21 protein-coding genes and 1 pseudogene are annotated in these 25030 nt (G+C 72.7%); 9 read left to right on the top strand and 13 right to left on the bottom strand.

From position 1 onward, the window contains the following. Positions 1-305 precede the first annotated feature (305 nt). Together A6F73_RS26115 and A6F73_RS26110 are read left to right on the top strand one after the other, a co-directional pair. Entirely contained in the window at positions 306-1811 is a 1506-nt protein-coding gene (locus A6F73_RS26115) for an NCS2 family permease (protein WP_079136018.1), read from the top strand. A gap of 106 nt (positions 1812-1917) precedes the next feature. Further along, the gene (locus A6F73_RS26110) at positions 1918-3186 is read left to right on the top strand and encodes an XdhC/CoxI family protein (protein WP_063350018.1); all 1269 of its coding nucleotides are present in this window, start codon (positions 1918-1920) and stop codon (positions 3184-3186) included. A 9-nt stretch (positions 3187-3195) separates the two neighbouring features. Here the strand turns inward: A6F73_RS26110 and A6F73_RS26105 are convergent, their stop codons facing one another. The 12 genes and pseudogenes from A6F73_RS26105 to A6F73_RS26050 all read right to left on the bottom strand — a co-directional run bounded on the left by A6F73_RS26105 (position 3196) and on the right by A6F73_RS26050 (position 18022). Next, positions 3196-3816: a LysE family translocator gene (locus A6F73_RS26105; RefSeq protein WP_063350017.1), complete on the bottom strand. Its 621-nt coding sequence runs from the start codon at positions 3814-3816 to the stop codon at positions 3196-3198. A 115-nt stretch (positions 3817-3931) separates the two neighbouring features. Then, positions 3932-5716, bottom strand: coding sequence for an SDR family oxidoreductase (locus tag A6F73_RS26100; RefSeq protein WP_079136017.1), 1785 nt, complete (start codon positions 5714-5716; stop codon positions 3932-3934). Then, positions 5713-6576, bottom strand: coding sequence for a M24 family metallopeptidase (locus tag A6F73_RS26095; RefSeq protein WP_063350016.1), 864 nt, complete (start codon positions 6574-6576; stop codon positions 5713-5715). The genes A6F73_RS26100 and A6F73_RS26095 overlap by 4 nt, the downstream gene beginning before the upstream one ends. A gap of 27 nt (positions 6577-6603) precedes the next feature. Next, positions 6604-7689, bottom strand: a complete 1086-nt coding sequence (locus A6F73_RS26090; RefSeq protein ID WP_063350015.1) for a PDR/VanB family oxidoreductase — start codon at positions 7687-7689, stop codon at positions 6604-6606. 123 nt (positions 7690-7812) lie between these two features. Then, a complete protein-coding gene (locus tag A6F73_RS26085) occupies positions 7813-8730 on the bottom strand; it encodes a metal-dependent hydrolase (RefSeq protein WP_063350014.1) in 918 nt (305 codons plus the stop codon). A gap of 272 nt (positions 8731-9002) precedes the next feature. Then, the gene (locus A6F73_RS26080; RefSeq protein ID WP_063350013.1) at positions 9003-9782 is read right to left on the bottom strand and encodes an IclR family transcriptional regulator C-terminal domain-containing protein; all 780 of its coding nucleotides are present in this window, start codon (positions 9780-9782) and stop codon (positions 9003-9005) included. Positions 9783-10108: 326 nt separating this feature from the next. Next, on the bottom strand, positions 10109-11569 hold the full coding sequence (locus A6F73_RS26075) for a catalase (RefSeq protein WP_063350012.1): 1461 nt from the start codon (positions 11567-11569) through the stop codon (positions 10109-10111). Positions 11570-11667: 98 nt separating this feature from the next. Next, positions 11668-12927: an allantoicase gene (alc, locus tag A6F73_RS26070; protein ID WP_079136015.1), complete on the bottom strand. Its 1260-nt coding sequence runs from the start codon at positions 12925-12927 to the stop codon at positions 11668-11670. 9 nt (positions 12928-12936) lie between these two features. Then, entirely contained in the window at positions 12937-14340 is a 1404-nt protein-coding gene (allB, locus tag A6F73_RS26065) for an allantoinase AllB (RefSeq protein ID WP_063350011.1), read from the bottom strand. Between the two features lie 202 nt (positions 14341-14542). Beyond that, complete coding sequence (locus A6F73_RS26060) at positions 14543-15685, bottom strand: glycerate kinase (protein ID WP_063350010.1); 1143 nt, start codon at positions 15683-15685, stop codon at positions 14543-14545. A 453-nt stretch (positions 15686-16138) separates the two neighbouring features. Further along, positions 16139-17029 (bottom strand): annotated as a pseudogene (locus A6F73_RS26055) (2-hydroxy-3-oxopropionate reductase); the annotation flags it as partial. A gap of 147 nt (positions 17030-17176) precedes the next feature. Next, complete coding sequence (locus A6F73_RS26050) at positions 17177-18022, bottom strand: TIM barrel protein (RefSeq protein WP_063350008.1); 846 nt, start codon at positions 18020-18022, stop codon at positions 17177-17179. A gap of 225 nt (positions 18023-18247) precedes the next feature. On the opposite strand from A6F73_RS26050, the gene A6F73_RS26045 reads away from it, so the two are divergent. The 7 genes from A6F73_RS26045 (at position 18248) to A6F73_RS26010 (ending at position 24284) form a co-directional block, all read left to right on the top strand. Further along, positions 18248-18493: a thiamine-binding protein gene (locus A6F73_RS26045; protein ID WP_079136014.1), complete on the top strand. Its 246-nt coding sequence runs from the start codon at positions 18248-18250 to the stop codon at positions 18491-18493. Next, the gene (locus tag A6F73_RS26040; RefSeq protein ID WP_063350007.1) at positions 18490-18870 is read left to right on the top strand and encodes a helix-turn-helix domain-containing protein; all 381 of its coding nucleotides are present in this window, start codon (positions 18490-18492) and stop codon (positions 18868-18870) included. Before A6F73_RS26045 ends, A6F73_RS26040 begins: the two co-directional genes overlap by 4 nt. A gap of 274 nt (positions 18871-19144) precedes the next feature. Continuing rightward, on the top strand, positions 19145-19648 hold the full coding sequence (gene uraD / locus A6F73_RS26035) for a 2-oxo-4-hydroxy-4-carboxy-5-ureidoimidazoline decarboxylase (protein WP_063350006.1): 504 nt from the start codon (positions 19145-19147) through the stop codon (positions 19646-19648). 90 nt (positions 19649-19738) lie between these two features. Beyond that, entirely contained in the window at positions 19739-20074 is a 336-nt protein-coding gene (uraH, locus tag A6F73_RS26030) for a hydroxyisourate hydrolase (protein WP_063350005.1), read from the top strand. A gap of 32 nt (positions 20075-20106) precedes the next feature. Beyond that, positions 20107-21027: a factor-independent urate hydroxylase gene (gene pucL, locus A6F73_RS26025; RefSeq protein WP_063350004.1), complete on the top strand. Its 921-nt coding sequence runs from the start codon at positions 20107-20109 to the stop codon at positions 21025-21027. 324 nt (positions 21028-21351) lie between these two features. Continuing rightward, the gene (locus A6F73_RS26015) at positions 21352-22830 is read left to right on the top strand and encodes a nucleobase:cation symporter-2 family protein (protein WP_079136012.1); all 1479 of its coding nucleotides are present in this window, start codon (positions 21352-21354) and stop codon (positions 22828-22830) included. 68 nt (positions 22831-22898) lie between these two features. Continuing rightward, entirely contained in the window at positions 22899-24284 is a 1386-nt protein-coding gene (locus A6F73_RS26010) for an 8-oxoguanine deaminase (RefSeq protein ID WP_063350001.1), read from the top strand. A gap of 290 nt (positions 24285-24574) precedes the next feature. Here the strand turns inward: A6F73_RS26010 and A6F73_RS26005 are convergent, their stop codons facing one another. After that, positions 24575-24961 (bottom strand): gamma-glutamylcyclotransferase, encoded by a 387-nt coding sequence (locus A6F73_RS26005; protein ID WP_079136011.1) that lies wholly within the window; start codon positions 24959-24961, stop codon positions 24575-24577. Between the last annotated feature and the right edge of the window lie 69 nt (positions 24962-25030).

The raw sequence follows: 25030 nt of genomic DNA, 5'->3' as shown, positions 1-25030 counted from the left end.
TCCGGGCCCCGGGGAGCACGGCCGGGATGCAGGAGAACCTCCCCGGGGCGGCGACCGTCTTCCCCGCCGCCCCGGGGCCGCTCCACCGCGCCACCCCCACTCGCGTGCACCACCCACCGGCACGCGACCGCACCATCCCGCTGCCCCTCCCACGCCGGGGTTCTGCAGCGGTGCGCACCACCCACGCACCGCAGGCACCGCCACAGTGCGCCCAGCGAGTCGAGCAGTCCCCCTGCGCCAACCTCGTTGACTGGCAGTCAGGTCGGCTCGCCCACCCCAACCCCCTTTGACACTTGGGAGTGGACATGACCCAGATCCCCACGGAACACAGCCCCACGGAAGAAAGACCCACCGAGGACGACACCGCCACACCGGCCCCGGCCCCCGCGCCCGCCCCCGCGCCCGTGCCCGCGCCGAAGAACGCACTGGACGCGTACTTCAAGATCACGGCCCGGGGATCGACCTTCGGCAACGAGATCCGCGGCGGCCTCACCACCTTCATGGCGATGGCCTACATCGTGCTGCTCAACCCGATCATCCTGAGCGGCGCCGACGTCAACGGCCTCAAGCTGGACCACGCGCAGCTCACCACCGCGACCGCGCTCGCCGCCGCCGTCACCACGATCCTGATGGGCGTGGTCGGCAACGTCCCCCTGGCGGTCGCCGCCGGGCTCTCGGTCTCCGGCGTGATATCCGCGCTGGTGGTGCCGCACACCACCTGGCCCCAGGCCATGGGCCTGTGCGTGATCTACGGCCTGCTGATCGTCCTGCTGGTCGTGTCCGGGCTCCGCGAGAAGATCATGAACGGCATCCCGCTGCCGCTCAAGCACGCCATCACCATCGGCATCGGCCTCTTCGTCTCGCTGATCGGCCTGGTCAAGGCCGGCTTCGTGCACACCGGCGGCCCCACGCCGCTCGCGCTCGGCCCCTTCGGCGAGCTGGCCGGCTGGCCCGTCCTGGTCTTCTGCCTCACCGTGCTGACGATCTTCGTCCTGCTGGCCCGCAACGTCCGCGGCGCGATCCTGATCGGCATCGCCGGCGGCACCGTGGCGGCCTTCGTCATCAACGCGGTCGCCGACCTCCCCGCGAAGACCTGGGTCAGCTCCGCCCCGGTGTGGCCGGGCAGTCCGGTCTCCGCGCCCGACTTCGGCCTCTTCGGCCACGTCGACCTCTTCGGTGCCTTCGGCAGCCACGGCCTGGGCGCCATCAGCGCCTCGGTCGCCGTCTTCACCCTGGTGCTGGCCGGCTTCTTCGACGCGATGGCCACCATCATCGGCGTCGGCACCGAGGCCGGACTGGCCGACAAGCAGGGCCGGATGCCCGGCCTCTCCAAGGCCCTGTTCATCGACGGGGCCGGCGGCGCCATCGGCGGCCTGTCCGGCGCCTCCGGCCAGACCGTGTTCGTCGAGTCCGCCACCGGTGTCGGCGACGGCGCCCGCACCGGCCTCGCCTCGACCGTCACCGGCGGCGTGTTCGCGCTGATGCTGTTCTTCTCGCCGCTCGCCGCGATCGTCCCGACCGAGGTGGCCTCCGCCGCCCTCGTCGTGATCGGCTCGATGATGATGAGCCAGGCCCGGCACATCGACTGGTCCGACCGCGAGGTCGCCATCCCGGCCTTCCTCACCTGCACCCTGATGCCGTTCACCTACAGCATCACCGCCGGTGTCGCCGCGGGCGTCATCTCGTACACGGTCATCAAGGCGGGCACCGGCAAGTGGCGCGAGCCCGGCCCACTGATGTGGATCCTCACCGGGGTCTTCGTGGTCTACTTCGCGCTCACCCCGATCAAGTCCTGGCTGGGCGTGCACTAGGCCTTCTCGGCCGGACAGGGCCTGGCCGCACCGCCGCCGTGCGGGAATCGTTTCCCGTACGGCGGCACCTCCCGTCTACCCTCGCTTGTGTAAGGAGCTCCCCGACATGCAGGACATCGCCGAGCAGTTGCAGGCCTGGCACGCGGCCGGGCGCTCCTTCGCCGTGGCCACCGTCGTCGGCGTCTCCGGCAGCGCGCCCCGCGACCCAGGGGCGGCCCTGGCCGTCGACGCGGCCGGCGAGGCGATCGGCAGCGTCTCCGGGGGCTGCGTCGAGGGCGCCGTCTACGAGCTGTGCCAGGCCGCCATCGAGTCCGGCGAACCCGTGCTGGAGCGGTTCGGCTACAGCGACGAGGACGCCTTCGCCGTCGGCCTGACCTGCGGCGGCGTCCTCGACGTGTTCGTCCAGCCGATCCGGCCCGGGGCCGACGACGGACTCGACGCCGGCATCGCCTACATCGCCTCCGGCACCCCGGTCGCGCTCGCCCGGGTGATCGCCGGGCCCGACGGACTCGTCGGCGCCACCGTCGCCGTCACCGCCGACACCCACCACGGCGCCCTCTCCCCCGCCTTCCCCCCCACCTCCTCGACGGCCCAGCCGTCGCCCGCCGCCGCCCCTGCGGCGACGCGCCCCGCGCGACACCTCCTGACCGCGCTGGAACAGGCGATCGTCACCGAGGCCCGGGCCATGCTCGACGCCGGACGCACCGGCCGGATCGTGCTCGGCCTCGACGGACGCCCCTGCGACGACCGCGACCAGGGCACCGTCACCTGCTTCGTCGAGTCCTACGTGCCCGCACCGCGGATGCTCGTCTTCGGCGCCATCGACTTCGCCGCCGCCGTCGTCCGGATCGGCCGCTTCCTCGGCTACCGCGTCACCGTCTGCGACGCCCGGCCCGTCTTCGCCACGAAGCAGCGCTTCCCCGAGGCCGACGAGGTCGTCGTCGACTGGCCGCACCGCTACCTCGACTCCCAGCTCGACCGGATCGACGGGCGCACCGTGCTCTGCGTGCTCACCCATGACGCCAAGTTCGACATCCCGCTGCTGGAACGCGCCCTGCGGCTGCCGGTCGGCTACGTCGGCGCGATGGGCTCGCGCCGCACCCACCGCGACCGCGAGGCGCGGCTGCGCGAGGTCGGGCTCACCGAGGCCGAGATCGGCCGGCTGCGCTCCCCCATCGGCCTCGACCTCGGCGCCCGCACCCCCGAGGAGACGGCCGTGTCCGTCGCCGCCGAGATCATCGCCCACCGGCGCGGCGGCAGCTGCCTGCCGCTCAACGCCGGGGACGGCCCGATCCACCACGAGGCACCGGCCACCCCCGAGGAGCCCCGGGCGGCGCGACAGGCACGACGCACGCGACGGACGCACGCCGCCTGAGGCCGGCGGTCAGTCGCTCAGCGCCAGCTTCACGCCGAAGCCCACCACCACCGCGCCGGTCACCCGGTCCATCAGCCTCCGGGCAGCCGGGCGGCGCAACCAGCCGCGCAGCGCCTGGGCGAAACCGACCAGGACCGCCGACCACAGCACGCCCTCCACCACGTGGACGCAGGTGAGCGCCACCCCGGCGGCGAAGTGCGGGGCCCCAGCGGGGATGAACTGCGGCAGCACGGCCACGTAGAACACCCCGACCTTGGGGTTCAGCAGATTGGTCAGCGTGCCGCGCCGCCAGCCGTACCCGAAGCCGCCCTCGGCCGGCTCCTCCTCGGCCGCCGCCTCCCCGCCCCGGCTGCGCAGCATGCCGACGCCCATCCACACCAGGTACGCGGCCCCGCCCCAGCGCAGCACCTCGTACGCCACCTGCGAGGCGGTCAGCAGCGCCGTCACCCCGGCAGAGGTCAGCGTCCCCCAGACCAGCGTCCCGGTCTGGATCCCCAGCACCACCCCCCACGCCTGACGCCGCCGCCCGAGCGCGGACGTGCGCAGCACCAGCGCGGTATCGAGCCCGGGTGTGAGCGTGAGCAGCCCCACGACGAGGGCGAAGGACCACAGAGCCGTTGTCATCTCCATGGGCCTCGATGCTCTCACAGGCCCGACGGGGCCCTCGGGTCAACCTCCCGGAGCGAAGCGGGCCTGCGATATACGGGAGCAAGTGTTGCCGATACCGCAGGCCCGCAGGGGCCGCTCAGGTGACGTTGAGGCGGGCTGCCAGGCGCAGGAGGCCGGGGCTGAGGCGGGAGAGGAAGCGGGCGGCCTTGGCCTCGGGGGTGACGGGGACGACCGGCTTGCCGGTGCGGACGGCGGTGAGGATGGCGGTGGCGACCTTCTCCGGGGGGAAGCCGCGGCGGGCGTAGAGCCTGGCGGCGCGGGCCTGCTTGGCGGCCTGCTGGTCGGCGGTGGTCGCGGAGAAGGTGGAGGTGCGGGTGATGTTGGTGTTGACGATGCCCGGGCAGATGGTGGAGACGCCGATGCCGTGCCCGGCGAGTTCGGCGCGCAGGCAGTCCGAGAGCATGAACACCGCGGCCTTGCTGGTCGCGTACGCGGTGAGCGCCTTGGACGGCAGGTAGGCCGCGGCCGAGGAGACGTTGACCAGGTGACCGCCTTGGCCGCGGTCGGCCATCAGCGTGCCGAAGGCGCGGCAGCCGTGGATGACGCCCCAGAGGTTGACGTCCAGGACGCGCTGCCACTCCTTCTCGGTGGTCTGCAGGAACGTCCCGGAGTGGCCGATGCCGGCGTTGTTGACCACCACGTCGGGCACCCCGTGCTCCTCCGCGACCGTCTGGGCGAAGGCGTCCACCGCCGCGCCGTCGGCGACGTCCACCCGGTAGGCGTGTGCCTGCGGGCCGAGCAGCGAGGCGAGTTCGGCGGTGCGCTCGGCGGCGGCGAGGTCGAGGTCGCAGACCACGACGCGGGCGCCGTCCTCGGCGAAGGCGAGCGCGGTGGCCCGGCCGATGCCGCTGCCGCCGCCGGTGACGACGACCAGCCGGCCGTCGCCCTGCTCCCGGGCCGGCTCGGCGGCCCCGGTCTCGATGCGGGTGGTGAACTCGCGGACCATCTCGGCCACGGTGGCTCCCTTCTCCAGCAGCGCCGACCAGTGGCCGGCGTGCAGCGTCCGTCGGGTCAGCTCGGGCACCCAGCGCTCCAGCCCCTCGGAGAGGAACGGGGCGACGTAGCGGTCCCGGGTGAGGGTGATCAGCTGGACCGGCACCTGCGTCGGCCGCTCGCGCGGACTGCGCAGCGTGGGGCGGAAGTTGGCCCGGTACAGCTCGATGCCGCGGACGGCGTCGCGGCGCAGGCCGGGCTGCGGGTGGTCGGGCCGCGGGGTGACCTGCTCCAGGTCGCGCAGCACCCGCGGCCAGGCCCGGGCCAGGCCCAGGCGCCACACGCCGGGGGCGAGGAAGGGCAGGTGGAAGGCCGTGATGTACCAGGAGTGCAGGCCCTGGTGGAGGAGTTGGCGCAGGTGGCGCGGGGTGGGCCGGCGCATCCGGTGGCGCAGCCAGTACCCCATGTGGTCCAGGCAGGGGCCGGACATGGTGGTGTACGAGGCGATCCGCCGCTCGGAGCCGGGCTCGGTGACGGCCTCCCAGGACTGCAGCGAGCCCCAGTCGTGGGCGACCACGTGCACCGGGCGGTCGGGGCTGACGGCGTCGGCGACCGCGAACAGGTCGGCGGCCAGGTGCTCCAGCCGGTAGCCGTCCCGGGTGGCGGGTACTCCGGACTCGCCGGCGCCGCGCACGTCGTAGCGGACCACGTGGTGGTCGCGGGCGAGGTCGGCGGCGACGTCGTCCCAGACCGCGTGGGTGTCCGGGTAGCCGTGCACCAGGAGGACGGTGGGGGCGGCCGGGTCGCCCTGTTCGAAGACGGCGAGCGGGAGGCCGTCGGAGTGCACGGTGCGGCGGCGCACGGGCGGGGCGGCCGGCGCCTTCGGGGCAGCTGCGGCCTTCGGGGCGTCTGCGGCGGGGGTGGTCATCGGGCGGCCTCCAGGGCAACGTCGTGGGCGGCGCCCGCCGTCCAGCGGCGGACGTGCGGCAGGTCGTCGTCGAGCCAGTGGGCGTCGTCCTCGGTGACCACCAGCAGTTCCTCGAACTTGATGCCCACGCCGCGGAAGCCGATGTGCGGCTCGACCGCCCACAGGCCCGGGGTGGGCGCGTGCCGGGACGACCGGCCGTCCGCCCAGAGCGGTGAACGGCCTTGCAGGCGCTCGGAGATCAGCTCGCGCCCGAGGGTCTGCAGGGTGCGCACGCCGAAGCCGAGGACGTTGACCCCGGCCGGGCCGCGCACGGTGGTGCGGGTGACCTGATGGCCGATCACCCGGCCCGGGTAGACCTGGTGGCGGTTGTCGTAGCCGTGCGCGACGATCTGCGCGTCCACGGCCGCGTACACCTCGTCGAGCGGACGGCGGGCGCGCACCTCGGCGAGGATCAGCTCGCGGTACACCTGGAGGTCGGCGGCCAGGCGGTCCCAGACCCGGTTCTCACCGACCTTGCCGCCGTAGCCGATGTCGGCGGTGTAGCCGTCGACGATGGGCGCGCAGTCCAGGACGTACGGCATGCCCTCCTCCAGGCGGCGGTTGCCGGCGAAGAACTGGAGCGGGGTGTGGAAGTGCCGGAAGGCCGTGCGGTCGCCGAACCAGGCGAACGGGACGTGGAAGAAGTCCTGCACCCCGGCGGCGACCAGGCGGCGGCGCAGTTCGGCGGTGGCCTGGCGCTCGGTGACGCCCGGTTCGATCCAGGCGGCGACCTGTTCGGCGCAGTCGTAGGCGAGTTGCTGGGTCTCGCGGAAGCGGGCGAGGTCGCGCTCGTCGTAGGGGAAGGTCGGGGGGTTCGCCATCGGGGCTCCTTCTACAGGTCGAGCACGCTACAGGTCGAGCACCAGGGTCTCGCCCTCGGCGGCCCGGGAGACGCAGGGCAGCACGGCGCCGGCGGCACGCTGCTCGGGGGTGAGCCGGCGGTCCCGGTGCTCGGGCGTACCGGCCAGCAGGCGGACCTCGCAGGTGCCGCAGAAGCCCTGGTGACAGGAGTACGGGAGGTCGGGGCGGGCTTCGCGCAGCACGTCCAGGGCAGAGCGGTCGGCGGGGACGTCCAGCGCCGGGCCGTCGACGCCCAGGCGCAGGGCGAAGGGCTCGCCGCCGACGACCGGGGCGGCACCGAAGCGCTCGAAGTGCAGGGCGGTGGACGGGGATTCGTCCAGGGCGCGCTGCACGGCGGTGAGCATCGGGGCCGGGCCGCAGCAGTAGACGGCGGCGCCGTGCGGGGCGTGGGCGAGCAGGTCGGCGCCGGTCGGCACGCCGTGCTCGTCGTCGGTGCGCAGCACCACCCGGCACGGGTCGAGGGCGCGCAGCTCGTCCGCGTACGGGAGGGTGTCGGCGCTGCGGCCGACGTGCACCAGGCGCCAGTCCAGGCCGTGCCGCTGCGCCTCGCGGGCCATCGGGAGCAGCGGGGTGATGCCGATGCCGCCGGCGAGCAGCAGGACGGCGGGCTCGGCGCAGAAGGCGAAGCCGTTGCGCGGGCGGCGGGCGGTGAGGCGGCTACCGGAGTGCAGGGTGTCGTGGATCTCGACGGAGCCGCCGCCGCCCTCGGGCAGTCGCCGTATGGCGATCCGGTAGGCGGCGCGGTCGGCGGGGTCGCCGCAGAGCGAGTAGTGGCGTTCGCGGCCGGAGGGCAGGGCGAGGCGCAGGTGGGCGCCGGGCTGCCAGTCGGGGAGCGGTCCGCCGGAGGGGTCGGCGAGTCGCAATTCGACGACGTCGGAGGCGAGTTGGCGGCGGGCGGCGACGACCAGCTGGAGCGGCGGGGTGGGGCGGCTGAGCGGGCGGCGGGGGTTGCGGCGCAGCAGGGGGCTGCCGAGGGCCGGGGTGTAGCGGTCGCCGAAGGCGGTGAGCCGGCGCATGAACGCGTCGGCGCGGGGGCGGCCGTAGAGGTCGGGGGGCGGGTTGAGCAGGTCCATCCGGCGGTCCTTGGCGTCTGGGAGGGGGCGCGGGCGACGGGTGACAGGTTTCAGAGTTCAGATTTCAGATAACAGATAACGTTTTCTGTTATCTGTTATCTGAAATCTGTCGCCTGAACTCTGTCAGTGGCCCCCTGCCGCCGCGCGGGCGGCCGGGGAGGCGGCGAGGTAGCCGAGGGCCTGGCTGGAGGAGCCCTCCTGGGTGGGGTGGTAGCCGGGCCGCAGGTAGCGCAGGCCGGAGCGGATCGACCGGAGCGGATCGGGCAGCAGGCCGCGCTTGGCGATCTTGCCGGCCTCGCGCCAGGTGGGCTTGAGCCGTCCGCCGAGGGTGGGGTCGGCGGCGAGCAGGAAGCGGGCGCCGCGCACCCAGAGGTGGACGAGCAGCGGCCCGGAGACCGCCATGCCGCGGACCCGGCGCAGGTAGCCGGGGTCGAGGTGGACCATCAGGTCGAAGGCGACACTGCGGTGTTCGACCTCCTCGGCGCCGTGCCAGCGCAGCAGGTCGAGCATCGTCGGGTCGGCCTTGGCGCGGTCCAGGCCAGGGGAGTTGAGCGCCCAGTTGCCGAGGAAGGCGGTGAAGTGCTCGATCGCCGCCACGAAGGCGACCCGCTCGATGAGGTTCTCGCGTCGCCGCGCGGGGCTGAGCCCGGGCTTGTCACCGAGGACGCGCTGGAACAGCCAGGCGATCTGCCGGACGTACGGACGCGGGTCGAGCCCCTGGCCGAGCAGGTGGTCGAGGACCTCCTGGTGCGCCTCGGCGTGGATGGCCTCCTGGCCGATGAACCCGAGGACCTCCTCGCGCAGTTGCTCGTCGCGGATGAGCGGCAGCGCCTCCTTGAAGACCTTGACGAACCAGCGCTCGCCCTCGGGCAGCAGCAGGTGCAGCACGTTGATGACGTGGGTGGCCATCGGCTCGTCAGGAATCCAGTGCAGCGGCAGCCGGTCCCAGTCGAAGCGGACGTCCCGGGGTTCGAGGACGAGGCTGTCGTGGACGCGCGCGGCGGGGACGGCAAGGGCGGGTACGGGGGTTGAGCGGGGCACGGCAGGCCCTCCTGACCTCGGGGCGGCGGCTCGACTCAGGGAAACGTACTCGCGGGTAGCGGCCGGGACAAGGGGTTCGGCGACTCTTATCGACATCGAGTCTAATAAGTGACGCACTCCGGGGCCGTCACCGGAAACGCTTGCGAACGGACGCGCCCGTGAACGAACACGCCTGCGAACCAGCGCGCCTGTGAACCAACACGCCCGCGGACAAACACGCGAGCCCCGCCGGATCACTCGGATCCGGCGGGGCCCACGGGAGCGACCGGCCGTCAGACCGCCATCGCCAGCATCAGCGGTGCCGCCCTGGCCGCCAGCAGTTCGGCGGCGGCCTTCAGCTTGTGCACGTTGTCCACCGGCATCGACGTGGCCAGGCAGCCGACCGTGCTGCCCGCCGTGATCGGGACGGCCGCGCACACCGTGCCGAGCGCGTACTCCTGGATGTCCAGCACCGGCACGGTGGCCGGCTGCCGCTCCAGCCGGTGCATCAGCTGGTCGGCGTCGGTGACGGTCCGGGAGGTGAGCCGGGCCACCGGGTGGCGGGAGAGGTGGTCCCAGCGGGCGTCCGCGTCGAGCTGGCCGAGCAGGCACTTGCCGATCGCGCTGGCGTGCGCGGTGGCCCGGAAGTCCACCCACTCCTGCACGGCCGGAGCGTACTCGGCCGCGGACACCGCCTCCACCGACAACTCGCCGTCGTGGTAGCGGGTGAAGTACACGGCCGCGCCCAACTCGTCCCGCAGCTCGGCGAGTTTGCGGTTCAGCCGGGCCTTCACCAGCTGCTCCCGGTTGTGCTGGCCGAGCAGGGCGAAGGTACCGCCGAGCACCCAACCGCCGTCCTGACACTGGAGGTAGCCCTCGATCTCCAGGATCTCCGCGAGCTGCCGGACGGTCGGCAGGCCGAGCGAGGTCTCCCGCGCGAGGGCGACCAGGGTGGCACCGTCAGGGTGCCGGTCGACGGCCTCCAGCAGTCTGAGGGCGTGCTGCAGGGAGGTGAACGGGCCGGCGAGGCCCTGGTCCAGCGCGGCGTGGCGACCCGGGGCTGGTGTCGACATGTCGTCCCCTTCCGATGTCCCCCCACGGAGCGACCGCGGGCGCCCTCCAGCCTATCGACCCGGCGGGCCCGGCGACTGCCGTCCGTGAATATCCGTGAACATTCCGTGGAGCACCCACCGATCGCCTGGAGGAACGGTAGTGGAGGACAGCACGACGGACCCCTCCCCCACTGCCCCGGGGGGAGGAGCCCGTCCCGCGGCCGCCGGGTTGCGGGGCCCCGGCGGCCGGTGGGGGCGGGTCAGTCGGTCAGCGGGGCGTCACGCGAGGCGCGCCACGGCAGGGTGGCCCAGCCCTCGTTGCACGAGGCGCGCCATAGCGGGGCGGCTCAGCCCTCGTCGCCCGCCCGCAGCTTGGCGACGGCCGCCTCCAGGCGGGCGCCGTACTCCTCGTCCGCGGCATGGAAGTGGGCGAGGTTCTTCTCGACCACGTCGTCGCGGCTCACCTGGGCGAGGAAGCCCGCGATGTTGTCGATCAGCCGGGTCCTCTCGCCCGCGGACATCAGCCGGTACAGTTCGCCGGCCTGGAAGAAGTCGTCGTCCTTGGTGTGGGCCGGCGTGGTGTAGGTGCCCGTGTAGCCGTCCAGCCGGACCGGCGCGGCGAGCGCGGTGTCGGTCTGGGCGGGGCCGTCGTACGAGTTGGGCTCGTAGTTCTTGCCGCGGCCGGACTTGTTGACGGCGTGGAGGCCGTCGCGGCCGTAGTTGTCCGCCTCGGTGGCGCGCGGGGCGTTCACCGGCAGCTGGGTGTGGTTGACGCCGAGGCGGTAGCGCTGGGCGTCGGCGTAGGCGAACAGGCGGCCCTGGAGCATCTTGTCCGGGGAGGGGCCGATGCCGGGCACGAAGTTGTTCGGCGAGAACGCGGACTGCTCGACGTCGGCGAAGACGTTCTCCGGGTTCCTGTTGAGCACCAGGCGGCCGACCTTGACCAGCGGGTAGTCGGCGTGCGGCCACACCTTGGTGAGGTCGAACGGGTTGAAGCGGTAGTCCGCGGCCTCGGCCACCGGCATCAGCTGGACGTAGAGGGTCCAGGACGGGAACACGCCGCGCTCGATGGCCTGGTGCAGGTCGCGCTGGTGCGAGTCGGCGTCGGCACCGAGCACCTCGGCGGACTGGTCGCCGTCCAGCGAGCGGATGCCCTGGTTGGTCTTGAAGTGGTACTTGACCCAGTAGGCGTCGCCCTCGGCGCTGACCCACTGGTAGGTGTGCGAGCCGTAGCCGTTCATGTGGCGGTAGGAGGCCGGGATGCCGCGGTCGCCGAACAGCCAGGTGATCTGGTGGGTCGAGGCGGGCGAGTGGGCCCAGAAGTCCCAGACGTTGTCCGCCTCCTGCACGCCGGTGTACGGGTCGCGCTTCTGCGAGTGGATGAAGTCGGGGAACTTGAGCGGGTCCTTGATGAAGAACACCGGGGTGTTGTTGCCGACCAGGTCGTAATTGCCCTGCGCGGTGTAGAACTTCAGCGCGAAGCCGCGCGGGTCGCGCACCGCGTCGCTGGAGCCCAGGTTGCCGGCCACGGTGGAGAACCGCAGGAAGACCTCGGTGCGCTTGCCGACCTCGGCGAGGAAGTCCGCGCGGGTGTACTGCGACACCTCGTCGGTGACCTCGAAGTAGCCGTACGCGCCGGAGCCGCGGGCGTGCACGACGCGCTCCGGGATGCGCTCGCGGTTGAAGCGGGCCAGCTTCTCCAGCAGCTGCTGGTCCTGGATCAGCAGCGGGCCGTACTCGCCGGCCGAGGCCGAGTTCTGGTTGTCGGCGACCGGGGCGCCGGACTCCGTGGTCAGGATCTTGGACATGGAGGGTCCTTCAGGTGTCGATAAAAGCAGTGCGTGGAGAGTGAAATGACGTAGCGTCAGGTTGCGGCACAGGGCTCCGCCGGATCGCCGAACGGGCGTCAGGCGGCCAGCAGGCGCCACACCGCCGAGCGGCGGCGGGAGGAGTGCTCGCCGTCGGGTCCGTCGGCGGGCCGGAGCGCGGCGACGGCGCCGGCGGCCGCGGCCTGGTCCGCCAGCGGGCGGGCGGCGGTCAGCGCGGCGGCCTCGTCGGCGGTCAGGCCGGCCTCGGTGAGGGCCGCGGCGGCCTCGGCGGCCGGGACGGCGTTGAACCAGCGCAGTGCGAGGGCCGCACGGCCGGCCTCGGTGAGGCGGCCGGTGAGCCGGAGGCGGGCGAGGCCGCCGTCCGGGTGGACGTTGATGCGCACGTGGGTCACCGGGCGGCCGGCGTCGAGCCGGAAGCGGTGCCGGGTGTCGGGCTGCAGGCGGGTGCGGGGCAGGATCTCGAACCATTCGCCGTCGGCCGGGTCCGCCCCGGTCGAGGCGTCGAAGCCGACGAGGTCGGCCCAGCCGGGGGCATTGGCGACGAAGTGGGTGGTGTCCACCTCGGCGGCCAGGGCCTCACCGCCCCCGGCCAGGGCGATCTGCACCCAGTCGTTGGCCTTGTCGCGCCGACGCCGGGTCTCCCAGCCCTCGCCCATGACGGAGGCGCGGCCGGGAGCGTTCAGGTTGTGCGGGGAGGAGAAGTAGCGGTCGGACGCCGCCTCGGCCACGCCGCCGTACTCCTGGGCGGCCAGGTCGAAGGTGAGGCCGTCCAGTTCGCGCGGGTCGGGCAGCACCTCGCCGTGGACGCGCAGCCGGGCGACGCCGCCGTCCGGGAAGATGTTGAGGCGGATGTGGGTGTAGCGGTTGGCGTCCTCGACGGCGAACTCGTGGGCGGTGTCGCCCTGGAGCGGGGTGCGCGGCACCAGCGTGGTCCACTCGGCGTCCGCGACTTCCTCGGGCGAGGGGTGGCCGGGCACGGAGGCGGCCTCGACGGAGGCGCTCTCCGGGTAGTTGCCGGTGAAGTGGGCGGTGTCCACGACCAGGCCGCGGACCACACCGCCGGCGCCGAGCCGGACGATCGCCCAGTCGTGGTCCTGGTCGGTGGGGTGGGGCTGGTCGGCGGAGACGCCGCGGCGGCGCTTGGACTCCCAGCCGTCCATGATCTGGCCCTTGTGGCCGAAGGTGTGCGGGCGGAACTCGGCGGGCTTGGCGACCAGGAGGTTCTCGGCGTCGGCGAAGGTGTCCTCGTTGGTGGCGACGACGCCCGCGCCGAGCAGCCGCGAGGCCAGGTTGACCAGCTCGGTGAAGGGAGCGCTCGGGGTGTCGGCAGTGGTCACGAAGTCTCCTCAGGACGGGCGATCGGACGGGGTGGTGGGGGCGGCGGCGGGCCGGGTGAGCGGGCGGCCGAAGGGCTCGGCCGAGACGTCCACCGCGCGGCCGCGCAGCCAGGTGGTGCGGACCGCGCCGGTCAGCGTCCGGCCCGCGTACGGGGTCACGGGGTTGCGGTGGTGCAACTCGCGGGGGTGGACGGCGAATTCGCCGTCGGGGTCGAAGGCGACCAGGTCGGCGTCGCAGCCCGCCGCGATGGCGCCCTTGACCCCGGTGAGGCCGGCGAGTTCGGCCGGTCCGGCGGACATCCAGCGGACCACGTCGGCGAGGCCGTGGCCGCGGCGGCGGGCCTCGGTCCAGATCGCCGGCAGGCCCAGTTGCAGGGAGGCGATGCCGCCCCAGGCGGCCGCGAAGTCACCGCTGCCGCCGTACTCGGGCAGCAGCTTGAGGTCGGGGGTGGAGGGCGAGTGGTCGGAGACGACGGCGATGAACTCGCCGTCCGCCAGGGCCTGCCAGAGCAGGTCGCGGTTGGTCTCGTCGCGGATCGGCGGGCAGCACTTGAAGGCGGTGTCGCCGTCCGGCACCTGCTCGGCCGCCAGGGTCAGGTAGTGCGGGCAGGTCTCGGCGGTGACCTGGACGCCGTCCTCGCGGGCCTGGCGCAGCAGCGGCAGCACGGCGGCGGAGGAGACGTGCAGGATGTGGACGCGGGCGCCGGTGCGCCGGGCGGTGTCGAGCAGGACGGCGACGGCGGCGGTCTCCGCGTCGGCGGGGCGGGAGGCGAGGAAGTCGCGGTAGTGGACGCCGGGTTGCTGCGGGGCGGCGGCCAGCACGGCCGGGTCCTCGGCGTGGATGATCGCCAGCGCCCCGAGCCGGGCCTGCTCGGCCAGCGCGGCCTCCAGGTCCGCGGCCTCGACGTGCGGGAACTCGTCGACGCCGGAGGGGGCGAGGAAGCTCTTGAAGCCGAACACGCCGGCCTCGTGCAGCGGTGCGAGGTCCGGGACGTTGCCGGGGACGGCGCCGCCCCAGAAACCGAGGTCGACCCAGGCCTGGCCGTCCGCGGCCTTCCGCTTGGCGGCCAGGCCGTCCAGCGTGGTGGTGGGCGGGACGGAGTTGAGCGGCATGTCGATGATCGTGGTGACGCCGCCGGCCGCGGCGGCCCGGGTTGCGGTGGCGAAGCCCTCCCACTCGGTGCGGCCGGGCTCGTTGACGTGCACGTGGGTGTCGACCAGGCCGGGCAGCAGGGCGGTGTCGCCGAGGTCGGCGAGGCCGCCGTCGCCGTCGGGTCGGTCGCCCGCGAGGAGCGAGCCGTACGCGGCGACCTGCTCGATCTTCCCGTCCCGGATCAGCACGTCGGCGGGGCGCTCACCGTCGGGCAGGACCACCCGTCGGGAGCGGATCACCGCTGGCTGGCTGAAAGGCATGGGAGACCTCCGAAACCTGGAAGTTGGGGGTGGGCGCCGGGCAGGAACCGGGAGGGGAAGCGGGAGGGGAAGCGAAGGATTGCCGGGAGCCTAGGCCCGCCTTCAACAAAACGTCAATGGAGGAACGTGCGAGGGAAACGCACGGGGGACCCGCCCGACCGATCGGCATGCGGGACCGGGTACGGCGGATCGGCCCGAGGGATCAGCCGGACAACAGCTCGCCCGCCAGCCGCTCCCCCGCGACCTCGGCCAGCTCGCCGGCCTTGGTCATGCTGTCCCCCGGCCGCTCGGCGAGGTCGGTGAGGGCGATCGCGGCGGTGAACCCGGCCGCCCGCCACTCGGGCTCGGACAGCTCCAGCCGCCCCGCCACGGCAGCTACCCGAACCCCCGCCCGGGCGGCCGCCGCGGCAACGCCGGCGGGGGCCTTGCCGTGGAGCGTCTGCGCGTCCAGACAGCCCTCGCCGGTCACGACGAGGCGTGCCCCACGCACGGCCTCGTCGAAACCCAGCAGTTCGAGCAGCAGCTCGATACCGGGTCGCATGGTGGCGCCGAGCAGCGCGAGGGCGGCGAAGCCCACCCCGCCGGCGGCCCCGGCGCCGGGGGCGTCGCGCACGTCCCGTCCGGTGGCCAGGGCGACCTGGTCGGCGAAGCGGGTCAGGCCCTCCTCCAGGATCACCAGGTCGTCGCCGTCGGCGCCCTTCTGCGGGCCGTAGACGGCGGTGGCGCCGCGCGGGCCGAGCAGCGGGTTGTCCACGTCGCAGGCCACGACGACCTCGACGCCGGCCAGCACGTCGGCCAGCGGGCCGGGCTCGATCCGGTCGAGCCTGCGCAACGCGGCTCCGCCGGGGGGCAGTTCGGCGCCCTCGGCGTCGTACAGGCGGGCCCCGAGGGCCTGGACCATGCCCGCGCCGCCGTCGGTGCAGGCGCTGCCGCCGAGGCCGAGCACGATCCGTTTGGCGCCGAGCGCCACGGCCCGGCCGATCAGCTGGCCGACACCGTAGGAACCGGCCGCGAGCGGGGCGGTGCGGCCGCCGGGGAGCCGGGCGAGACCGGAGGACTGCGCCAGCTCGACCACGGCGGTGTCCTCCCGCACGGCCAGCGCGGCGTCCACCGGCAGGCCGGTCGGGCCGGCCACCTTGGCCGGGACGCGGGTGAAGCCGGCCGCGAGCGCGGCGGCCAGGGTGCCCTCGCCGCCGTCGGCGACGGGCAGTTCGCGCACCTCGACACCGGGCGCGGCGCGCCGGACGCCGGCGGCGATCCGGGCGGCGACCTCGGCGCCCTCCAGGGTGCCCTTGAACTTGTCGGGAGCTACGACCACATGGCCCTGGTGGGGGGTGACGGGCATGGTGCGGTCCTCACTTCCGTACGGGGTCTGGCGATGTTTCGACAGCCTGTGCCAAGCATGGGCCCGGGTGCACCTGGGGTGCGACCCCCCGTCAGGGGAAACGTCCCCGCTCGGGAGACTCGGGAGATACGCCCCCGGTCAGGAGATGCGCCTCCCGCCGGGAGGGTGCGACTCCCGTCGGGAGGTGCGACCCCCTCCCCGCCGTTCCCCTCGTCCCGCTTCCGACGTACGAGAGGCTCCCCTCGGCGGGGAGGGGGCCAGGCGAGGCGTACCGGCACGACCGAAGTGCCCCCGACAGGGGAGGTACGCATCACCGGCTGGATCGACCGGCGGGCGGGCGGATGAGCCCCGGCCCGCCCGCCGGTCGGGTCTGGCCTCCTGGTGGCGCGGGCACGACCGGATGAGGTACACGCCACCAGGAGGAGTTCACGAAGGCCCGAGGAGCCCCGGGGCCTACTTGACCTCGCGGCCCGAGAGGCGCTCGACGCCGCGCAGCAGCGCCGAGTGGTCGAGCGAGCCGTCGCCGTTGGCGCGGGCGGAGGCGACCAACTGGGCCACCACGGCGCCGACCGGCAGCGCGGCGCCCACGGCGCGGGCGGCGTCGGTGACGATGCCCATGTCCTTGTGGTGCAGGTCGATCCGGAAGCCGGGGGCGAACTCGCGGCCGACCATGTTCGCCTTCTTGCGGTTCAGCACGGTCGAACCGGCCAGGCCGCCGCCGAGCACGTCCAGCGCGGCGGGCAGGTCGACGCCGGCGTTCTCCAGGAACACCACGGCCTCGGCGAGCACCTGGATGTTGACGGCGACGATCAGCTGGTTGGCGGCCTTGACGGTCTGGCCGGCGCCGGACGGGCCGACGTGGATGACCGTGGTGCCCAGGACGTCGAACAGCGGCTTGGCCTCGGCGAAGTCCTCGGCGGCACCGCCGACCATGATCGACAGCACCGCCTCGACGGCACCGGCCTCGCCACCGGAGACCGGGGCGTCCAGGGTGCGCACGCCCTTCTCCTTGGCGGCCGCCTCGACCTTCTGGGAGGTCTGCGGGGTGATCGAGGACATGTCGATCACGAGGGTGCCGGGCCTGACGTTCTCCAGCACGCCGCCCTCTCCCAGGACGGCCTGCTCGACGTGCGGGTCCGCCGGAACCATGGTGATGACGACCTCGGCGTCCTTCACCGCGTCCGCGATGCTGGTGGCGCCGTGGCCGCCGGCCGCGACCAGGGCGTCGATCTGCGGCTGGGTGAGGTTGTAGCCGGTGACGTGGTGGCCGGCCTTGACCAGGTTGGCGGCCATCGGGCTGCCCATGATGCCGAGGCCGATGAAGGCGATCTTGCGGCTCATCGCGTCGTTCCTTACGTCGTTCGTGGGGTGGGGAGGGTGGTGGGCCGGGCTTGCTCGGCGGCGTGCGGCCCGCCTAAGCAGCGGTGCCGTGCCCGCTCACGCGGCGGCGGTGCCCGCCTACTCGGCGCCTACTCGGCGGCTACTCGGCGGCTACTCGGCGGCGCGGTGCTCGCGCGGCAGCCACCCGAAGCTGTCGGCGCTGACGCCGGTGGAGGGCCGGTACTCCAGGCCGATCGGGCCGGTGTAGCCGGCGGCGGTGAGCCGGGCGAAGAGGTCCTCGAAGTCCAGCCCGCCGGTGCCGGGCTCGTTGCGGCCCGGGTTGTCGGCGATCTGCACGTGGCCGAACCGGTCGGCGTAGGCGTCGATGACGGCCGGCAGGTCCTCGCCGTTCCTGGCCAGGTGGTACAGGTCGCAGAGGAACTTCGCGTTGCCCAGGCCGGTGGCGGCGTTGACCTTGTCGACCACCTCGACCGCGGCGGCCGCGGAGACCAGCGGGTAGTCCGGGGACTCCGCCGTGTTGAGGGCCTCGATCAGCAGGATCGCACCGATCTCGTGCGCGGCCCCGGCGGCGAGCACCAGGTTCTCCAGCGCGAGGGCGTCCTGCTCGGCGGCCTCGACGCCTTCGATCCGGTTGCCGTACAGCGCGTTGAGCGCCTTGGCGCCGAGCGAGGCGGCGAGCCCCGCGGCGACCGGGACGTTGGCCCGGAAGCGGTCCCTCTCGGAGGGCACCGAGACGGTGCCGCGGGCCCCGAGGGTGAGGTCGTCCAGGAAGTTGAGGCCGGTGAGCCGCACGCCCGCGTCGCCGAAGGCCTTGCGGAGGGTGTCCAGCTCGGCTTCGGACGGGGTGGGCTCGGCGCCGAAGGGCCACCACAGCTCGGCGGCGGTGAAACCGGCGGCGGCGGCCGCGGCGGGACGCTCCAGCAGCGGCAGTTCGCCGAACAGGATCGACAGGTTGACCGTGAAGCTGTGCCGGGAAGCGGCCGTCACGTCACTCACCTCTCACTCTCTTCCGAGATCCGCAACTTCCACGATCCGGAAGAGGGATTCTGCTTGGTGGAAGCATCTCCGGCTCGGCGAGCAGGTGTCAAGACCGTCGCAACATTTTGTTGAAGAAGCCCGGACGCGAACCCGGAAACCCCCTCCCGCCGGCACCGCGGCCGTCGGATCGACCGGCCCCCGCCCGCCCGCACCGGCGCTCGCTACAGTGAGCACGTGCGATTGATGGTGGAGTTCACGACAGAACCGTTCGAACTGGACACGTTCCCCGAGCACGCCGCGGCGGCCCGCCAGGTCGTCGACGAGGCCGGCCTGGCCGTCTCGGTCGGCCCCTTCGGGACCGGCGCCGAGGGCGAGGCCGACCAGGTGCTCGCCGCGGTGACCAAGCTGCTCCGGGAAACCCTGACCGCGGGCGCGACCCGGATCTCGGTCCAGGTCAGCGTGCTCGGCGAGGAGGGCGGTACGCCGTGACCGAGCACGTGGAACACCCGCTCGCCCTGGCGATCAAGCCGCTGCTGGACGCCGTCGGCGCGACGCCCGTCCGACTGGACGAGGCGAAGTCCGAGGACGTCGTCCTGGAGTGGGAGGGCGCCCCGGCGCTCGCCGTCCGGCTGCCGCACCTGAGCAGTGCCCTGGACCGGCTGCTGGCCGAGATGGCCCGCCAGTTCGACGGCCGCCCACTGGCCGAGCTGGATCGCGGGGAGAAGCAGCGGGTCGTCGCCCTCCTGGAGGAGCGCGGCGCCTTCACCGTCCGCCACGGGGTCGAGACGGTCGCCTCAGCACTCGGCGTCAGCCGGTTCACGGTGTACAACTACCTCAACCGCCAGGACGGCTCGAAGCCCTCCTGACCCCGGTCGATCCCCCGGTCGATTCCTCCAGCACTTCCGCCAGGACTTCCGCCAGGACTTCCTCCTGACGGAAACCTTCCGAACGGACGGACCCCGCCGGCGCAGCCAGCCCGAACCAGCCCCCGGCGGGGCGCACTTGGCGAATCGCACACGAATCGCGCCGGCAACGGCGGCCGGTTCAAAACGTAACCACCAACCGTTCAACAAAGTGTTGACGGCCGGGTGGGGTGGATCTAGCTTGTGCGGGTGGCACCACTCTTCAGGAGGTCCACCCGTGACCAACCACCCCCACACCCTTGACGCCCTGGCCGCGGCCGACGCCGCGGACCTGGAAGCCGTTCTGCTGGAGGTCTGCCCCAGCCCCCACTGGGCCGCCGCCGTCGCACGGGCCAGGCCCTGGCCCGACCGGGAGTCCCTGCTCACCGCCAACGCGGCGGCCATGGCCGGGCTGACGGTCGCCGACCTGCACGACGCGATGGCCGGCCACGCCCGGATCGGCAAGCCCAAGACCGGCGACGCCAGCTCGCAGCGGGAGCAGGCCGGCATCCAGGGCGCGGACCGAGCCCTCCTCGACGAACTGCACGAGGCCAACGCCGCCTACGAGGCCAAGTTCGGCCACGTGTTCCTGATCTGCGCGACCGGCCGCACCGCGGCCACCATGCTCGCCGCCCTGCGCGAGCGCCACCCCAACGACGCCGCCACCGAGGCGGAGATCGTCCGGGGCGAACTGCGCAAGATCAACGACATTCGGCTCAATCGCCTGCTCGACGCATCCTGACGGGCCCTGGCAAACCCTGACAGATCCTGACGGATCGTTAGAATCTGCTGACGAATGATCACCTCTGCCATCAGTAAGGTCACTTCACCCATGACTGGCATCTCCACCCACGTGCTCGACACCAGCCTCGGCCGCCCGGCCGAGGGCGTCCCGGTCGAGCTCGCACTGCACACCGAGGGTGGCTGGCAGGTGCTCGGCACCTCCGCCACGGACTCCGACGGCCGGGCCAAGGACCTGCCGGCCGTGGAGGCGGGCTCGGTCGTCCGGCTGCTCTTCGACACCCGCGCCTACCACGCGCTCAAGTCCGCGGAGCCGCCGTTCTTCCCCGAGGTCTCGATCGTCTTCACGGTCGCGCCCGCGCAGCACCACTACCACGTGCCGCTGCTGCTCAACCCGTTCGGATACTCGGTCTACCGCGGAAGCTAGTAGACCGACCTGGAAGCCCTAGGAGCCACGTCATGGCCCACGTGCTCGGTCAGAACCAGTACGGCAAGGCGGAGAACCGCATCGTGCGGGTCTACCGCGACTCCACCCGGCACGAGATCAAGGACCTGAACGTCTCGGTCTCCCTCCGGGGCGAGTTCGAGGACGTCCACCTCACCGGGTCGAACGCCAACTGCCTCCCCACCGACACCACCAAGAACACCGTGTACGCCTTCGCCAAGGAGCACGGGATCGAGTCGGCCGAGGCCTTCGGCATCATCCTGGCCCGCCACTTCGTCGACGACACCGAGCGCGGCGTCGTGCACAGCGCCCGGATCCGGATCGAGGAGTACGCCTGGGACCGGATCAAGACGCCGGACAACTCGGCCCGCTTCATCGGCTCGGAGGAGGTCGGCCACTCCTTCGTCCGCAACGGCCAGGAGACCCGCACCACCGAGATCGTCTACGACGGCGAGACCGTCCAGGTCGTCTCCGGCCTCAAGGACCTCATCGTCATGAACTCCACCAACTCGGAGTTCTGGGGCTACATCAAGGACAAGTACACCACCCTGCAAGAGGCGTACGACCGCATCCTCGCCACCCAGGTCACTGCTCGCTGGAAGTACGGCTACGACGGCCGGGACGACCAGGCCCAGCCCAACTGGAACCGCTCCTACACCCACGTGCGGCGGCACCTGCTGGAGGCCTTCGCCGAGACCTACTCCTACTCGCTGCAGCAGACCCTGCACTCGATGGGCACCCGGGTCCTCAACAACCGCGCCGAGGTCGACGAAGTCCGCCTGGAGCTGCCCAACAAGCACCACTTCCTCGTCGACCTGGAGCCCTTCGGCCTCAAGAACGACAACGAGGTCTACTACGCCGCCGACCGGATGTACGGCCTCATCGAGGGCACCGTGCACCGCGAGGGCGTCGTCCCGGTCATCCCCGTCGCCTGACCGCCCCACCCCACCCCCATGGACACCGCCCGGAATCGCCGCACCCGCCGGCCCCCGAACGCCGGCCGCGTCCGGGCGGGCCGCAGTACCCGCACCACCAGCCCCACCAGCCCCACCAGCCCCACCAGCACGATCTGCCCCACCAGCGCCACCCGTTCCACCAGTTTCTCCACCCCCACCCACCGGAGTTCGTGTCTGCCTCGCGGCGGCCGGCCCGGGGCACTGGAGAAGCGCCCCGAGGGACTCCTGCACCGCCGTCCCGCCCTCGGGGCAGCTCCAGCGCCGCGGGCGCGCCGGGAGTCACGGGCACAAGAGGGGCTCGACATGGCACCCAGCGACACCAGCAGTAAAGACGGCGGTTCCACCCCGGAAAGAACCCCTGGCCCGGACGGCACGTCGGCACACCTCCCCGGTGAGCCGTCCGGGCCCGGAACCCACCCCGTGGACGAGTTGCTGCCCCCGGTGAAGCTCTTCTCCACCGGACTCCAGCACGTCGCCGCGATGTACGCGGGAGTCGTCGCACCCCCGCTCATCGTCGGCGCCGGCGTCGGGCTCTCCCCCGCCGAACTCGCCCTGCTCATATCGGCCAGCCTGTTCACCGCCGGACTGGCCACCCTGCTCCAGACCCTCGGCATCTGGAAGATCGGCGCGCGGCTGCCGTTCGTCAACGGCGTCTCCTTCGCGGGAGTCGCGCCCATGATCGCCATAGCCAAGGGCTCCATCGAAAGAACGGGGGGCCCGAAGGACGCCCTCCCGGTGATCTTCGGAGCGGTGATCGTCGCGGGGATCCTGTGCTTCCTCGCGGCACCGTACTTCTGCAAGCTCATCCGGTTCTTCCCCCCGGTCGTCCAGGGCACCGTGATCACCCTCATCGGGGTGTCCCTGCTTCCGGTGGCGGTCAACTGGGCGCGCGGCGGCTCGCCGGGCGCCCCCGGATACGGCTCCATGCGGGCCGTCGGGCTCGCCGCGATCACCCTCGTCGCGGTGGTGCTCTGCAACCGGCTGCTGCGCGGCTTCTGGCAGCAGCTCTCGTTGCTCATCGGCCTGGCGCTCGGCACCCTGATCGCCTTCCCGCTGGGCCTGGCCGACTTCGGCGCGGTCAAGGACGCGAAGGTCTTCGCGCTCCCCTCCCCGTTCCACTTCGGCGCGCCCGTCTTCGACGCCGCCGCGATCGTCTCGATGTGCATCGTCATGGTGGTCGCCATGACCGAGTCCACCGCCGACATGCTCGCCCTGGGCAAGATCGTCGAGCGCGAGGCCGACGAACCCACGCTCGCCGCCGGCCTGCGGGCCGACGGACTGGCCACCGCGCTCAGCCCCGTCTTCAACGGCTTCGCCGCCAGTGCCTTCGCCCAGAACATCGGGCTGGTGGCGCTGACCAAGATCCGCAGCCGCTTCGTGGTCGCGGCCGGCGGCGGCATCCTGATCCTGCTCGGGCTCTTCCCCGTGCTCGGATCGCTCGTCTCCCTGGTACCGCAGCCCGTCCTGGGCGGCGCCGGGATCGTGCTCTTCGGCACCGTCGCGGCGAGTGGCATCCGCACCCTCGCGGAGGCTGGGATGGAATCCAGCTCGAACACCATCCTGGTGTCCGTGTCACTCGGCGTCGGCATCATCCCCATCGCGGTGCCGACCTTCTACGACTCCTTCCCGGAGGCCGTCCGGACCCTGATGCACTCCGGGATCTCGGCCGGCTGCGTGATGGCCGTCCTGCTCAACCTGCTCTTCCACCACGTCGGAGCCGCCCGCCGGACCAGAACCGGCCAGGCCTCCGGCGCGACGGTGCCGACGGCGACACCGTCCTGACCGACCCGGGAGGGGTGCACGCCGCGCGGCGCACGCCCCTCCCGGCCCTCCCCCATAGGAGTGACACCATGGCAGTCCAGCCCCCACCCGCCGACCAGCGGATCGTCATCGAGAACGTCGCGATCGCCACCGTCGACGCCGACGACACCGAGTACGCCCGCGGCCACGTGGTCATCCTCGGCAACACGATCGAGTCGGTCGGCGACGGACCCGCCCCACAGTGGCTGGACAACGTGGTGCGCCGGATCAACGGCGAGGGCCACCTGATCACCCCCGGCCTGGTCAACACCCACCACCACTTCTACCAGTGGATCACCCGCGGCCTCGCCCAGGACGACATCCTCTTCGACTGGCTCGTCGCCCTCTACCCGACCTGGGCCCGGATCGACGAGAAACTCGTCCACGCCGCCAGCCAGGGCTCCGCCGCCGCCCTCCTCAAGTCCGGCTGCACCACCGCCTCCGACCACCACTACGTCTTCCCCAAGGACGGCGGCGACGTCCTCGGCGCCTCCATCGAGGCCGTCCAGGAGCTCGGCCTGCGGTTCACCGCGCTGCGCGGCTCCATGGACCGCAGCAAGAAGGACGGCGGCCTCCCGCCGGACCACGCGGTCGAGGAGCTCGACGACATCCTCACCGCCTCCGAGGCCGCCGTGGACACCTACCACGACTCCTCCTTCGGCTCGATGCTGCACATCGCCATCGCGCCCTGCTCGCCGTTCTCGGTCTCCACCGACCTGCTCCGCCAGTCCGCCGAACTCGCCCGCCGCAAGGGCGTCCGGCTGCACACCCACGGCTCGGAGACCGCCGAGGAGGAGCAGTTCTGCAAGGAACTGTTCGGCATGGGCCCGACCGACTACTTCGAGTCCGTCGGCTGGCTCGGCGAGGACGTCTGGATGGCGCACTGCGTCCACATGAACGACTCCGACATCGCCAAGTTCGCCGAGACCGGCACCGGCGTGGCCCACTGCCCCTCCTCCAACGCCCGGCTGGCCGCCGGGATCGCCCGCGTCCCCGACATGCTCAGGGCCGGCGTCCCGGTCGGCCTCGGTGTCGACGGCACCGCCTCCAACGAGTCCGGCGAACTCGGCACCGAGCTGCGCAACGCCCTGCTGATCAACCGTCTGCACGGCTCCCCGGCCGCCCTCACCGGCCGCCAGGCGCTGCGGCTGGGCACCATGGGCGGCGCCCGGGTGCTCGGCCGCCAGGACGAGATCGGCTCGATCGAGGTCGGCAAGCTCGCCGACCTGGCGCTGTGGAAGATCGACGGCGTCCTGCACTCCTCCATCGCCGACCCGGTCGCCGCCCTCACCTTCGGCGCCCTGCCGCCGCTGGCCGTGCTGTTCGTCAACGGCAACGCCGTCGTCGAGAAGGGCCAGCTGACCACCGTCAACGAGGACCGGATCGCCCGCGCCTGCGCCCGCGCCGCCAAGGAGCTCGCCGCCCGGCCGCTCTGACGCCCCGCCGCTGCTCCTCCACCCCTGAACTCCGGGCCGCCCAGGGACGGTGCGTGACCCGGACTCCGCAACCCGGCCTTCCCGACCGGCGCGCGGACCGCAGCCCCGGACCCACGGCGAGGGTCCGGGGCTGCGGCGTGCCCGGGGGTGGGTGACGAGTGACGGATAACAGCGAACAGATAACAGATGACGAAAGTTGTCATCTGTTATCTGTTCGTCGTGATTCGTTCGCCGTGATCCGTTCGCCGTGATGCGTCCGCTGTGGTGCGTCCGCTGCTACGCGCCCGGTCTCAGGCGGTGCGCCCGAGCGAGCCGAGGTAGGCGCGCCAGCCGCCGTGGTGGGTGATCTCGCGGTGCACCCCCCGCTCCACCTCACCCCGGGCGAGCAGCATCGACAGGCAGGCGGAGCCGTCGTCGAGCTCGATGACGCCGAGCTCCAACTCCCGCGGCTCGCCGGGGAGGATGACGTCACGCAGGTGCTCCAGGGTGATCTCGTAGAGCTCGCCCTCGATGGCCGTGTCGACCGCCGGATCGGCGAGCAGGCCCGGGCAGACGTCGTCGATCGAGAAGAAGCGGTAGCCGGGGGCCGTCCGGGCCGGGCCGATCAGCGAGTCGGCGACCTTGGCGTGAAACGGTCCGCCGACCATGGCCTGGCCGTTGAAGAAGATGCGGGGCACGGTTGAACTCCTTACCGGGTACCGGGAAAAGGCCGTTCCGCACGGCGACGAGAGGACAGGTGGAATCGT

It is taken from the genome of Streptomyces sp. MJM8645 (assembly GCF_001625365.1).
GTDB lineage: Bacteria > Actinomycetota > Actinomycetes > Streptomycetales > Streptomycetaceae > Kitasatospora.
The sequence above is the reverse complement of the archived record's forward strand: the minus strand, read 5'-3'. Positions and strand labels throughout refer to the sequence as shown.

Excerpts from the sequence above, each read along its gene's own strand:
- A6F73_RS26110 (WP_063350018.1), top strand. The coding sequence starts at position 1,918 with ATGCAGGACATCGCCGAGCAGTTGCAGGCCTGGCACGCGGCCGGGCGC.
- A6F73_RS26090 (WP_063350015.1), bottom strand. The coding sequence starts at position 7,689 with ATGGACCTGCTCAACCCGCCCCCCGACCTCTACGGCCGCCCCCGCGCC.
- pucL (WP_063350004.1), top strand. The coding sequence starts at position 20,107 with ATGGCCCACGTGCTCGGTCAGAACCAGTACGGCAAGGCGGAGAACCGC.
- A6F73_RS26095 (WP_063350016.1), bottom strand. The coding sequence starts at position 6,576 with ATGGCGAACCCCCCGACCTTCCCCTACGACGAGCGCGACCTCGCCCGC.
- allB (WP_063350011.1), bottom strand. The coding sequence starts at position 14,340 with ATGCCTTTCAGCCAGCCAGCGGTGATCCGCTCCCGACGGGTGGTCCTG.
- A6F73_RS26060 (WP_063350010.1), bottom strand. The coding sequence starts at position 15,685 with ATGCCCGTCACCCCCCACCAGGGCCATGTGGTCGTAGCTCCCGACAAG.
- A6F73_RS26100 (WP_079136017.1), bottom strand. The coding sequence starts at position 5,716 with ATGACCACCCCCGCCGCAGACGCCCCGAAGGCCGCAGCTGCCCCGAAG.
- A6F73_RS26010 (WP_063350001.1), top strand. The coding sequence starts at position 22,899 with ATGGCAGTCCAGCCCCCACCCGCCGACCAGCGGATCGTCATCGAGAAC.
- A6F73_RS26045 (WP_079136014.1), top strand. The coding sequence starts at position 18,248 with ATGGTGGAGTTCACGACAGAACCGTTCGAACTGGACACGTTCCCCGAG.
- A6F73_RS26015 (WP_079136012.1), top strand. The coding sequence starts at position 21,352 with ATGGCACCCAGCGACACCAGCAGTAAAGACGGCGGTTCCACCCCGGAA.
- A6F73_RS26105 (WP_063350017.1), bottom strand. The coding sequence starts at position 3,816 with ATGGAGATGACAACGGCTCTGTGGTCCTTCGCCCTCGTCGTGGGGCTG.
- A6F73_RS26075 (WP_063350012.1), bottom strand. The coding sequence starts at position 11,569 with ATGTCCAAGATCCTGACCACGGAGTCCGGCGCCCCGGTCGCCGACAAC.
- uraH (WP_063350005.1), top strand. The coding sequence starts at position 19,739 with ATGACTGGCATCTCCACCCACGTGCTCGACACCAGCCTCGGCCGCCCG.
- A6F73_RS26115 (WP_079136018.1), top strand. The coding sequence starts at position 306 with ATGACCCAGATCCCCACGGAACACAGCCCCACGGAAGAAAGACCCACC.
- A6F73_RS26080 (WP_063350013.1), bottom strand. The coding sequence starts at position 9,782 with ATGTCGACACCAGCCCCGGGTCGCCACGCCGCGCTGGACCAGGGCCTC.